This window comes from Nucisporomicrobium flavum (assembly GCF_016464385.1).
GTDB lineage: Bacteria > Actinomycetota > Actinomycetes > Mycobacteriales > Micromonosporaceae > Actinoplanes > Actinoplanes flavus_A.
This window is the reverse complement of record NZ_JADMLH010000006.1, coordinates 337,725-348,839: the sequence shown is the minus strand read 5'-3', so window position 1 is coordinate 348,839 and position 11,115 is coordinate 337,725. Positions and strand designations below refer to the sequence as shown.

Annotated in this window: 12 protein-coding genes; 3 read left to right on the top strand and 9 right to left on the bottom strand. The window is 74.8% G+C overall.

The genetic code is table 11. From position 1 onward, the window contains the following. Nucleotides 1–13: 13 nt before the first annotated feature. Nucleotides 14–1,903 carry a CRTAC1 family protein gene (locus tag IT780_RS17610; protein ID WP_199512645.1) on the bottom strand — a complete coding sequence of 630 codons (1,890 nt, stop codon included), beginning with the start codon at nucleotides 1,901–1,903 and terminating at the stop codon, nucleotides 14–16. Beyond that, the gene (locus tag IT780_RS17605) at nucleotides 1,900–2,877 is read right to left on the bottom strand and encodes a DUF1702 family protein (protein WP_199512644.1); all 978 of its coding nucleotides are present in this window, start codon (nucleotides 2,875–2,877) and stop codon (nucleotides 1,900–1,902) included. Before IT780_RS17605 ends, IT780_RS17610 begins: the two co-directional genes overlap by 4 nt. 173 nt (nucleotides 2,878–3,050) lie before the next feature. Here IT780_RS17605 and IT780_RS17600 point away from each other — a divergent pair, with 173 nt between their 5' ends. Next, nucleotides 3,051–3,701, top strand: a complete 651-nt coding sequence (locus IT780_RS17600; protein WP_199512643.1) for a MerR family transcriptional regulator — start codon at nucleotides 3,051–3,053, stop codon at nucleotides 3,699–3,701. Nucleotides 3,702–3,758: 57 nt separating this feature from the next. Here the strand turns inward: IT780_RS17600 and IT780_RS43160 are convergent, their stop codons facing one another. Beyond that, entirely contained in the window at nucleotides 3,759–5,120 is a 1,362-nt protein-coding gene (locus IT780_RS43160; protein ID WP_199512642.1) for an aminotransferase class I/II-fold pyridoxal phosphate-dependent enzyme, read from the bottom strand. Beyond that, complete coding sequence (locus tag IT780_RS17590) at nucleotides 5,117–5,806, bottom strand: VOC family protein (protein ID WP_199512641.1); 690 nt, start codon at nucleotides 5,804–5,806, stop codon at nucleotides 5,117–5,119. Before IT780_RS17590 ends, IT780_RS43160 begins: the two co-directional genes overlap by 4 nt. Before the next feature lie 139 nt (nucleotides 5,807–5,945). On the opposite strand from IT780_RS17590, the gene IT780_RS17585 reads away from it, so the two are divergent. After that, nucleotides 5,946–6,500 carry a hypothetical protein gene (locus IT780_RS17585; RefSeq protein WP_199512640.1) on the top strand — a complete coding sequence of 185 codons (555 nt, stop codon included), beginning with the start codon at nucleotides 5,946–5,948 and terminating at the stop codon, nucleotides 6,498–6,500. Further along, entirely contained in the window at nucleotides 6,497–7,012 is a 516-nt protein-coding gene (locus IT780_RS17580; RefSeq protein ID WP_199512639.1) for a copper resistance protein CopC, read from the top strand. The genes IT780_RS17585 and IT780_RS17580 overlap by 4 nt, the downstream gene beginning before the upstream one ends. Here IT780_RS17580 and IT780_RS17575 read toward each other — a convergent pair. From IT780_RS17575 to IT780_RS17555, 5 genes are read right to left on the bottom strand one after another with little or no spacing between them, the layout of a single operon-like run. After that, on the bottom strand, nucleotides 6,999–7,655 hold the full coding sequence (locus tag IT780_RS17575; protein WP_199512753.1) for a 4'-phosphopantetheinyl transferase family protein: 657 nt from the start codon (nucleotides 7,653–7,655) through the stop codon (nucleotides 6,999–7,001). The genes IT780_RS17580 and IT780_RS17575 overlap by 14 nt on opposite strands. Nucleotides 7,656–7,689: 34 nt before the next feature. Further along, nucleotides 7,690–8,133, bottom strand: a complete 444-nt coding sequence (locus IT780_RS17570; RefSeq protein ID WP_199512638.1) for a PaaI family thioesterase — start codon at nucleotides 8,131–8,133, stop codon at nucleotides 7,690–7,692. Further along, on the bottom strand, nucleotides 8,130–9,749 hold the full coding sequence (locus IT780_RS17565) for a fatty acyl-AMP ligase (protein ID WP_199512637.1): 1,620 nt from the start codon (nucleotides 9,747–9,749) through the stop codon (nucleotides 8,130–8,132). The genes IT780_RS17570 and IT780_RS17565 overlap by 4 nt, the downstream gene beginning before the upstream one ends. 12 nt (nucleotides 9,750–9,761) lie before the next feature. After that, nucleotides 9,762–10,874, bottom strand: a complete 1,113-nt coding sequence (locus IT780_RS17560) for an acyl-CoA dehydrogenase family protein (protein WP_307831238.1) — start codon at nucleotides 10,872–10,874, stop codon at nucleotides 9,762–9,764. Then, nucleotides 10,871–11,113, bottom strand: a complete 243-nt coding sequence (locus IT780_RS17555; protein ID WP_199512635.1) for a phosphopantetheine-binding protein — start codon at nucleotides 11,111–11,113, stop codon at nucleotides 10,871–10,873. The genes IT780_RS17560 and IT780_RS17555 overlap by 4 nt, the downstream gene beginning before the upstream one ends. Between the last annotated feature and the right edge of the window lie 2 nt (nucleotides 11,114–11,115).

Genomic DNA, 11,115 nt, shown 5'->3' with positions numbered 1-11,115 from the left:
CGGCTCTGTCCCGTCACGCCAGCACGAGGTCGTGCCAGCCGGGGGAGAGGGACGTGGTGGTGGTGTGCGGGCCGGACGCGTCGCGCCACGTGACCGTGACGGAGACCGGCGCGTCCGCTGCGGCGCCCAGCCCGAAGAGCAGCTCCGGGCCGTTGACGCCGGTGTGGCCGTTGGCGGGGTACAGCTGCTGGCGCAGGACCCGGCCGTCGGCGCGGGTGACGGTGACCGCGGCGCCGATCGCCGGCCGCGGGTGACCGCCCGGCGCGGTGGCCGGCAGCAACGGGCGCAGCCCGAGGTACGCCCCGGCCGGCCCGGTGTTGCGCAGGAACTGCGACCGGGCCCACTGGTTCGCGAGGAGCACGTCCGCGCGGCCGTCGTGGTCGACGTCGGCGACGGCGATGCCGCGGCTCGGGCCCGCGTTCGCGATGCCCAGGCGCTCGCCGATGTCGACGTAGCGCCCGTCGGCGTCTCGGACGAAGAACGGGTCGCGCTGGTGCCCGGCGATGTCGGTGCCCGGCCCGAAGTCCGGCCACGACCATGGGAAGCGCAGCACGTCGTCGTTGGTCATCGCCAGCTCCTGCAGCTGCGGCCAGTCGTTGCCCCGGCCGGCGACGAAGCCGACCGCCTGGATCAGCTCGTCGGTGCCGTCGTTGTCGAAGTCGGCGGCCTTGATGTCCCAGCCCCAGCCGCTGCGCGACAGCCCGAGCGGCTCACTGCGGTCCGTGTACGGTGCCGGCCGCCCGCGGATCGGGCCGGTGCCGGTGCTCACGTACGCGAAGTTGCTCTCCTGCAGCCCCCACTGCGTGGTGATGTTGCTGACCACGATGTCGGGCCGGCCGTCGGCGTTGAGGTCGGGGAAGGCCACGCCCATGCTCTTGAAGGAGTCGTTGCCGATCACCTTCGACTTCGGCATGCTCGCCGAGCGCCGCCCGCGCAGCTCGGTGAACGCGATGTGCCCCGGTGTGGACCGGTTGTGCAGCAGGTGGTCGCGGCCGAAGTCGTTCGCCGTGTAGAGCTCGGGCAGGCCGTCGCCGTCGAGGTCCTGAGCGCCGAAGGCCAGCGTCCACGAGCGCGCCTGGTCGTCCGCGAACGCTGCGGACGCGTCGGCGTAGCGCGGCACCGGCACCGGCCCGGTGCGGTCGACGTGGTCCAGGCGCAGGATCCGGTTGCGCCCCCCGTTGGTGGCGTTCGACATCGAGTCCTGCATCCGGATGAGCGGGTCGTCGTGCGCGCTCGCGTCGAGCACCCGGGCCCCGTCCGGGAAGTAGTTGCCGATGAGCAGGTCGAGGTGCCCGTCGCCGTCGAGGTCGGCGAGGTCGGCGGTGGTGCTGTTCCAGACCTCGCCGGAGCCGCCGGTGACGTCGGACGCCCGGAACGCGGCGGCCGCGAGCGGGGTTCCCGGCACCCGCAGGAACGCCAGCGGTGCCCGGCCCCAGAAGTACACCAGCACGTCGGTGAGCCCGTCCTCGTTGAGGTCGCCCGGCATGCAGCCCATCGGGGCGACGGCCGCGGGCACGTTCCCCGGCGGGCCCGGCACCAGCGGGAAGGCGGCGTACCGGGCGCCGGTGCCGGGAGCCGGGAGGACGGTCACGGCGTCGTCGCGCGGGTCGACCAGGCACACGTCGTCGGGCCGGGCGTTGCCGTCGAGGTCAGCCAGGCCGGCCGACGCGCCCACGGCGGAGATCCAGGCCCGGATGTGCCGCAGGGCGGGCTCCACGGCCCGTTCGGTACGCGCCGCGGGTGGATCGCCGTTGACGTCGGTGACCGCCCAGGAGAACCGCCGTGCCAGCGTGTCAGGGTCGCCCGCGGCGGCCGGCGCCCGGGTGGCCCAGCCGACGCCCACGCACAACGCGACCGCCAGCGCGGGGGCCAGGGCCGGGCGGAGGTCCCACCGGCGGCTCATGACGGCCTGCCCGGCAGCACCGCGGCGGCCGTCGCCTGGACGCGTTGCCGCCAGGCCCGGTAGTCGCCGGCGTCGGCGCCCGGCAGGTCCAGCCCGCGCCGGGCGGCCCACGTCCATCCGGCCGCCCGCTCCGGCGGACCGCCGGTGAGAACTTCGGCTGCCACGGCGGCGTGCGGCGGGGCGTACGCGCACAGCCGCCACGCCTCGGCGCCGAACGCGCAGCCCTGAGCCAGGGCGTCCCGGTGGCCGGAGGCCCGGTCGTACAGCTCGGCATAGGTCCGGTCGGCGACCCCGCCGGCGTAGGTCGCCGCGAGCGCCACCCCGCTCCACGCGTCGTCGCGGTGCCGCACGGGCAGCGCGGCCACGGAAGCGGCGACGGCCGACGGGTCGCCGCAGGCGCGGAACCACAGCGCCCGCCCGAAGCCCTGGTATCGGATGTCGCAGGTGGCGGGGCAGGCGCCCGGGTGGTGGCTCCACCGCCGAAGCGCCCGTGGCCCGGCGAAGAAGGCCGTGCAGAAGCCCATTCCGTCGTACGCCAGCCAGCGCAGCAGCGGTGCCCCGGCCCCGACCCGGCCCAACCGGTTGCGGCGCAGCTTCGCCAACGCCCAGCCGGCGCCCACGTGGATCAGGTAGGCGTAGCGGTCGTCGTGGGCGGCGTGCAGCGCGGCCGAGCGGGGTGCGCCGGCGGGACGCAGGCTGTCCAGCAGCACGGCCGCCATGGCCGCGCCCTCGGCGGCGAACCCGCGCCGGTCGGGCGGCACCGCGGACAGCTCGGGCGGTTCGCCGGGCCGGGTCGCCAGCTCGGCGTGATAGCCGTCGAGGAAGGTCCGCGCCGCAGCCTCCAGGACCGTACGCGTCTGCGCGGGCCCGGTGCGGAAACCGCGACGCTCGAAGTCCACCATCGACGGCGGCAGGCGCAGTACCCGCCGCCATCCGGGCGCGGTCGCCGTACGGAGCACTTCGGAGCCGGCCATGCGCTCCTCCCGAGGGCTGAGGGTGCGGAAATGCGGGAAGCCTCGCAAACCCCGGTTGAGCAGTTCTGTACTCGGCTATACGCCGGCTGGACCCAAACGCCGAGAAGAATGTGCCGTCGCCGCGTCGTACGCTGAGGTCGCGGAGCCTCCCGGCACCAGCTGGCGGTGAGAGCATGCGGATCGGTGAACTGTCGCGGCAGAGCGGCATCGTGGTGCCGACCATCAAGTACTACCTGCGCACGGGCCTCCTCCCGCCGGGGGTGCCGAGGGCGCGCAACCAGGCCGACTACGGGCCCGGGCACCTGCGCCGGCTGAACGTGGTCGACGCCCTGCTCCGGGTCGGCGGCATGAGCGTTCCCGGGGTGCTCGCCGTGCTCGCCGCGGTCGACGACACCGCGACCTCGCCGGCGGACCTGATCACCGCCGTCGAGGAGGCCTTCTCGGGGCGGCACCCGCGCGGCGTGGACGAGCGGTACGCGGCCGCCGGCGCCCGGGTCGGCGCCACGCTGGACCGGCAGGGCTGGCATCCACCGGGAACGGCCCTGCGGGAACGGCTGACCGAGGTGTGCGCGGTGGCCGACGTGCTCGACCTCGCCGAGCTGTGGCCGGTGCTCGACCGGTACGCGGCGACCGCCACCGAGGCCGCCGGTGACGACCTGGCTGTGCTGTGGGCGTACGCGACCCGTAAGCAGCTCGACCGCAACCCGGCGGACCCGGCGCTGCGCGAGGCCGTCGTCGTGGTGGCCGTGCTCGGCGCGGTCGTGCAGTCCGTCATGACCGGCATCGCGCGGCACGAGGCGCTGCGGCAGCTGCTCGCGGAGTAGCCGGCCGGTCAGGGCCCGAGGAGCTGCGCGGCAGCTGCTCGCGGAACAGCCGGCCGGTCAGGGCCCGAGGAGCTCGTGGAAGAGCGCGATGCGGCGGTCGGAGAGTGGCACGGTGAGACGCAGCTGACCCGGCCGGGACGGCGCGAGGCCGCGGATGCCCCGGCCGGCGAGGAAGCGCCCGTGCGAGCCGTCCCCGTCCTGGATGACGACCCACGGGATGTCCTCGTGCCCGGGCACGACGGCCAGCCCGGCCTCCGCCAGGCGCCGGGTGAACGGCGGCTTCACCGCGCGGATCCGCTCCCGCAGACCCTTCAGCACGTCCCCGGCGGCGAGCATGCCCAGCGCGGCCCGCAGCGCGAGCTCGCCGATCTGCAGCGGCGTCACCAGCTCGCGGACCCGTTGCTCGAGGCCGGGAGAGGCGACCGCGAACCCCGCCCGCAGACCACCCCACGAGTACGCCTTCGTGAACCCGCGCAGCACCACGAGGTTGCCGGCGCCGGCGGCCACCGTGACCGCGCTGCCGCCGGGCCCGAGGTACGGCGCGGCACTCTCGTCCACCACGATGGCCGGCACGGCGTGGGAGGCGGCCACGAGCTCGTCGAGCGGGTACGGCCGCCCGCCGAACCCGGGCTGGTCGAGCAGCAGCAGGTCGGGACGGGTACGGGCGATCTCGTCGAGCAGCGGCGCGGCCGGCTCGGGCATCGCGTGGACCGTCGCGCCCCGGCGTACCGCCAGCGCCGGCAGATCGGGGTGGGCGTACGCGGGGGTGAGGACGACGCCTCCCTCGGCCAGGTCGGCGAGGTCCCGCAGCAGGCCGGTCACGCCCGCGCCGAAGAACAGCCGTTCCGCCGGGACCGTACGCCCGAAGAAGCGGCTGACCACCGGCGCCCCGCGGCGGCTGCCGAACGGGTCGTCCACCGGGTAGTGCCCGGCCGTATGAGCGTCGAAGGCGCCCTCCGACGCGAGGGCCGCCCAGACCTCGGCGGGCGACGGGTCCATCCACTCCGCCTCGTCGTCGGCGTACCGCAGGTCCAGGCGGATGCCGGTCAGCTCCTCGCCCCAGGCGCTCACCGCCAACGACTCCGGCGGCGCCGGCAGCGGACGCGCGACCAGGCGTACGCCCGCGCCGGCGGGCTCCGTGTGCTCGACGGCGTAGCCGGCACAGCGGACCAGAGCCGCGAGGTCCGAAGGGCCCCGGAGCCGCTGCTCGATGATCAGGACGCCCGCGGGGCTCATCGCGCGCCGGAGGTCGCCGAGCAGGCGCCGGTGGGCGGCCTCGCGACCCGGTGGCGGCCAGTCCGCCCAGACGACCGTGCCGGCGCCCGCGACGTCCGGTGCCGTACCGGCGGGACCGGCCCGGACGACGCTGCCGGTGCCGTGGCGCGTCACGAACGCGCGCAGGCCGTCGTCGGTGGTCACCGGGAACCGGCCAGGATCGCGCGGACCGCCCGCCCGCTGTCCCACCGCAGCGCCGCCTCGGACGGCTCGTACAGGCACAGCCGGTGGCCGGACGGATCGGTGAAGCGGATCGTCCACCCGATCTTCTTCGAGCCCACGTCACGGCCCGAGTACCTCAGCCCCCGGCCGGCGAGCTCGTCGCGCAGCTTCCGGATGTCGCCGGTGTGGAACACGAGCAGACAGGTGTCGTGCCGGCCGGACGGCCCCTGCTCCAGCACGAGCGGCACGCCGGCGGTGCGGACCGTGGCGGTGGCTGCCGACCGCTCGCACTCCAGGCCGAGCACGTCGCGGTAGAACGCCACCGAGGCGCCGAGGTCGTCCACCCGCAAGCGGAGCTCGGCCACCGGTTGCCCGGGGGCGCCGAGCAGATAGCGGTGGCCGTGCGGGTCGGTCCGCGGCTCGGTACCCCCGGCGAACACCATGGTCAGACCCTCGTCCGCGGCGGGGACGAAGCGGCTCGCGGGGGAGAGGTTGAGCGCGAGGATCACGGTGCCGGCCTCGTACTTCACCACGCCGTGGCGGTGCCGCGGGTCGGGGTCGGTCTCCAGCACCGGCAACCCCGCGTCCGACTCCAGGAACCGGCGCTGCGCGGCGAGATCGTGGGCCTCGAGGAAGACGTACAGCAGGGGATGGTCGCGCAGGGACACGCCGGGAGCGTAGGACCGGTGGACCGGCGGCTGCTTCTCCGACATTGCGAGGATCGGGGTTTGCGCAAGCGGGAAGAAAAACGGCGGCCGGGTGCGTGCATAGCGTCAGTCGACTTCGACGGCTCACCCGGAGGCCCTCATGAACACTCTGGTTCGCCGCACCGGCGCGGCGGTGCACGCGGTGAACACCCGCTACCACAGCGCGGCACTGACCGCGTTCCTCATCGTGGTGCTCGCGCACTGGGCGGAGCATCTCGTGCAGGCGTACCAGATCTGGGTCCTGCATTCCCCCCGGCCGAAGGCACGCGGCGTGCTCGGGCAGTTCTTCCCCTGGCTGATCACCTCGGAGTGGCTGCACTACGGGTACGCGATCGTCATGCTGGCCGGGTTGTTCCTGCTCCGCCCCGGCTTCACCGGCCGGGCCCGGACCTGGTGGACGGTGGCCCTGGTCATCCAGTTCTGGCACCACATCGAGCATCTGCTGCTTCTGATCCAGGCGCAGACCGGGCACTACTACTTCGGCGGCTCGGTGCCGACCAGCGTGGCGCAGACCGTCTTCCCCCGCGTCGAGCTGCACCTCTTCTACAACTCCGTGGTGTTCGTCCCCATGGTCATCGCCATGTACCACCACCTCCAGCCGGCGCCGGTCGCCGAGCCGGAGCGCGCCGCCGAGCCGGTGGCCGGTCCTCGATGAGGTGGCTCGCCGCCGGCGCGGCCGCCATCCTCCTGGTCCTGCTGCCGTCGCCCGCCGCGCGTGCCGGCGGCCCGTCCGTCGTCGTCACCGACCCGGCAGACGGCGCCGCGCTGGCCGCGGCGCCCGACCGGATCCGGGTGATCGGCTCGGCGGCGCCGGACCCCGCGCGGTCGCACCTCACCGTCCGTGACCCGCGCGGCCACACGGTCGGCCCGGACACGACACCGGAGGCCGCGGGGTACGAGCTCAGCCGGCCGGTCCGCCTCAGCGGCACCGGGGTGTTCACGATGGCGTTCCACGTCGCGTTCACCGACGGCCGGGACGCCGCCGGTGAGATCCGGTTCAGCGTCGGCACCGGTGTCGCACCCCCCGCCGCACGACCCGCACCGGCGGCCGCCCCCGGGCACGACCACGGCCCGGACCCGCTCAGCGCGGCACTCCTTCTGCTCGACGTGGCCGTGGTGGCAGTGGTGGCGCTTCGCCTCACCCTCCGCCGGCTCACGGCGAGGTGACGGCGGTCAGGATGAGGCCGCGCGTCACGGTGAAGCGGCCGGGCATCGTCCGCAGCGGCGGGCCGTCGTCGATGCGGGTGCCGTCCACCAGGATCGTCGCCGTGAACGTGCCGGCGTCCGGGTCGATGCTCAGCCGCGCCTCCTCGAAGCCCAGCCAGCGCCGGGTCGCCGGGTACCACGCCTTGTAGACCGATTCCTTGGCGCTGAACAGCAGCCGGTCCCAGGAGATGCCGGGACGGGTCGCGGCGAGGCGGGTCAGCATGGCCGGCTCGTCCGGCGAGGTGATCGATTCGGCGATGCCCGGGCGCAGCGGGGCGTGCGGTTCGGCGTCGATGCCGATCAGGCGGACGTCGGTGGCACGGGCCACGGCCGCGGCGCGGTAGCCGGCGCAGTGGGTGATGCTGCCGGTCATGCCCGCCGGCCACTGCGGCTCGCGCCGGGCCCCGGGCAGGATCGGCGCATCCGGGTGGCCGAAGGCGCGCAGGGCCGTCCGGGCGCAGCGGCGGGCGGTGATGAACTCGCGGCGGCGGCCCTCGACCGCCCGGGCGACGAGGTCCTCCTCGCCGGGGAACGGTGCCTCGCCCGGCACGTCGCCGAACGCCTCGACGGCCACCACCGCCGGGGGGAGCAGCGCCTCGAGCACGGTACGGCCCGGCGGGTGCGCCGTACCGGTCAGGTCAGCGGGGCTGGACAAGGTGGGTCCCGGTGCCGTGGGCGATCAGCCGGTCCCGCTCGTCGCGGACCGTGCCCTCGGCGGTGGCGATGGTCCGTCCGACGTGGATCGTGCGGCCCTCGGCGACCAGCCGGGCGCCGCCCGGGACCACCGGCCGGACGAAGTTGACCTTGATCTCGAGGGCCGTGCAGGTAAGGCCCGGCCCGAGCGCGCTGTGCACGGCGCAGCCCATCACCGAGTCCAGCAGCGTCGCGCACACCCCGCCGTGCATCGTGCCGCTGTAGTTGGCGAACCGGGGCTCGGCCCTGAGCGCGAACACGACGGCGCCCTCCGCGAGCGAGACGACCTCCATGCCGAGCACGTCGCCGATGTGCGGTTGCCGGTCCGGCCCGAAGGCGGCCGCCCGCAGCTGCTCCAGGCCGGTGGGCGGCGGGCCGTCCCCGCTCACGGCAGCAGCTCGCGGGCCTGGCCCCGGCGCAGCTTGCCGGAGGACGTCTTGGGCACCCGGCCGGCGGCCACCACGAGCACCTGGCGCGGCGTCGCCCCGACCGCGTCGAAGACCCGCCGGCCCACCGTCCGGCGCAGCTCACCGGCATCCCGGCCGGCGTCGCGCGGGTCGGCCTCGGCGATCACCGCGAAGCCCTCGTCGGGCCGGCCGGCGTCGATCGAGACGGCGACGACGCCGCCGGGCCGGATGCCCGGTACCTGCTCGGCGGCCCGCTCGATCTCGGTCGGGAAGATGTTGCGCCCGGCCACGATGATGACGTCCTTGCGGCGGCCGCAGATCACCAGCTCGCCGTCGTCGGTGCGGTAGCCGACATCGCCCGTAGGCAGCCAGCCGTCGGCGCCCCGCGCGGCGAACTCGCCCTCCGTGGTCAGGTACGTCTCGGTGACGGCCTCACCGCGGATCTCCAGCTCGCCGACCTGGCGGGCACCCACGGGTTCCCCGTTCTCCGCCACGACCCGCACCTCGATGCCGTCGAACGGCCGGCCCAGGGTGGCGAGCGGGCGGCCGTCCCGGTGCGGCACCGCGGCGGCGGTCAGCTCGAGCGCGTCCGGGTCGACCCGGTCCGCGCCGAGGCCGATGCCCGGTTCGGGCGCCGAGACGCCGAGCACCGCCTCGGCCATCCCGTACGCGCCGACCAGCGCGGTCCCCGGCCAGCCGAAGCGCCCCGCCTCGGCCGTGAACCGCTGCATCGCGACGTAGTCGACCGGTTCGGCGCCGTTGATGGCGTACCGCATGGAGGACAGATCGAACCGGCCGTCGGGGATGCGTTCGAGCCGCCGGGACAGCAGCACGTAGGCGAAGTTGGGGGCCGCGGTGAAGGTGCCACGGAAGCGGGCGATCATCTCGGCCCAGAGCACCGGGGAGCCGAGGAAGTCCAGCGGCGACGCCTTGACCAGCTCGATACCGGCCATCATCGGCTGGGCCATGAACGCGATCATACCCATGTCGTGGAACAGCGGGAGCCAGGAAACGGCGGTGTCCGCCTCCCGCGTGAGGCGGAACCGGGCCAGCAGCGCGTCGATGTTCGCGTACAGGTTGCGGTGCTTGACGACGATGGCCTTGGGGGCGCCCGTCGAGCCGGAGGAGAGCTGCAGCAGGGCCGCCGCGTCCTCGCCCACCTCGACCGGATCGGTGTCCGGGCCGGCGGCGAGGGCGGCGAGCGGGACCGTCCGCACCGGCGTGCCGGCCAGCACCGCCGGGTCGTAGGGCGGCCCCGCCACCACGAGGCCGGCCCGCACCGTGGCCAGTGCGACGGCGGTGTCGGCGAGCCAGATCGCCGGATCGGCCCGGGGCGACGCCTGCTGCAGCATCGTCACCGCGGCGCCGCGCAACCACACCGCCTGCACCAGCGGCGCCACCTCACCCGGTTGGCCGCACAGCACGGCCACCCGCGAGCCGGGGCCGACCCCCGCCTCCGCCAGGCCGCCCGCGATCCGCCGGGCCTGGTGGTGCAGCTCGCCCCACGTGCGCCGGGCGAACCCGTCGCCGTCCCGGACGACCAGGCCCCGGTCCGAGGTACGGGCGGAGTCGATCAGACGATCAAGGAACCTGCTCACCGGTCTCTCCCCTCAGTGCTCGCGGACCATCTCGTCGTACCGGGCGAAGTCCGGCTTGAGTCCGGCCGCGACCAGCTCCCACAGCACCTCGTCGGCGCCCCCGCCGACCCGGCCGAGCTTCATGTCGAGGAACCAGCGGCCGACCGGCGACTCGTCGAGCAGGTAGCCGGTGCCGCCGAAGATGTGCATGCACTCGCTCAGCACCTCGCTGCCGAGCCGGGCGGCGGTCACCTTGAAACCGGACGCCGTACGGATGTCCAGCCGATCCTGCTGAGCCAGCCCGCGCAACGCCCACCGCAACACGTCGACCCGGGCGCTCAGGTCGGCCACGCGCAGCCGCAACGCCTGGTGGTCGAAGAGGCTGGCGCCGAACTGCTCGCGCCGCTTCATCCGGGCCACGGTCACGCCGAGCGCGACGTCGCACAGCCCGACCACCTGCCCGGCCACGGACAGCCGCTCGTGAGCCAGCCCGAAGCTGATCACCGCCAGGCCGGTGCCCGTACGCCCGACGACCGCCTCGCCCGGCACGTGCACGTCGAACTCCAGCGGCGCGGTGTCCAGGCACTTGGTGCCCACCGTGCGGTAACTGCGCCCGACGGTGACCTGGTCGAGGGGGACGGCGAAGACCCCCAGCCCGTCCGGCACCTGCGCGACGAGCAGCACCACGTCGGCGACCGGGGAGAGCGAGACGAACTTCTTGTGCCCGCGCAGCCGGAAACCGTCGCCCTCCGGGGTGGCGGCCGAGACCACCCGGGACAGGTCGGAGCCGCCGCCCGACTCCGACGCGCCGATGCACAGCACGGTACGGCCGGCGATGGCCTCGTCGGCGAGCCGGGCCAGGTACGGCGTACGCCCGAAGCGCCGCAGCATGGCGATCGCCGCGTCGTGCAGGCTGACCCCGACCGAGATGCCGAGCGACGTGAGGCCGCCGAGCCGCTCACCGAGCTCCACGAGGCAGGCGATGTCGGGCAGCGTACGGTCGCGCCACTTGCCGGCGAGGACGCCGGCCGCGCCCAGCCGCTCGATCACCTCGCGCGGGAAGCTGCCGGTCTCCTCCGCCCGGGCGACCAGCGCCCCGATCTCCGGCGTGAACGCCTCGTCGAGCACCGCGGCGTAGTCGCTCACGGGTGCTCCGCCTTCTGGACGAGGGCGGTGAGGTCGCCGAAGGTCAGGCACTCCATCAGGTCGTTGATCGGCACGCGCACGCCGATGGACTCCTCGATCGCGACCGACCCGACGGAGAACGCGACCGAGTCGAAGCCGAGGTCGGCCACCAGGTCGGAGTCGTCGCGTACGGTCGCCGGGTCGATGGACAGCTCCTCGGTCAGCACGGCCAGCAGCCGGGCCCGCAGGTCGTCGCTCATGG

Coding starts and splice junctions, on each gene's coding strand:
- IT780_RS17585 (WP_199512640.1), top strand. CDS start 5,946: ATGAACACTCTGGTTCGCCGCACCGGCGCGGCGGTGCACGCGGTGAAC.
- IT780_RS17580 (WP_199512639.1), top strand. CDS start 6,497: ATGAGGTGGCTCGCCGCCGGCGCGGCCGCCATCCTCCTGGTCCTGCTG.
- IT780_RS17600 (WP_199512643.1), top strand. CDS start 3,051: ATGCGGATCGGTGAACTGTCGCGGCAGAGCGGCATCGTGGTGCCGACC.
- IT780_RS17610 (WP_199512645.1), bottom strand. CDS start 1,903: ATGAGCCGCCGGTGGGACCTCCGCCCGGCCCTGGCCCCCGCGCTGGCG.
- IT780_RS17555 (WP_199512635.1), bottom strand. CDS start 11,113: ATGAGCGACGACCTGCGGGCCCGGCTGCTGGCCGTGCTGACCGAGGAG.
- IT780_RS17605 (WP_199512644.1), bottom strand. CDS start 2,877: ATGGCCGGCTCCGAAGTGCTCCGTACGGCGACCGCGCCCGGATGGCGG.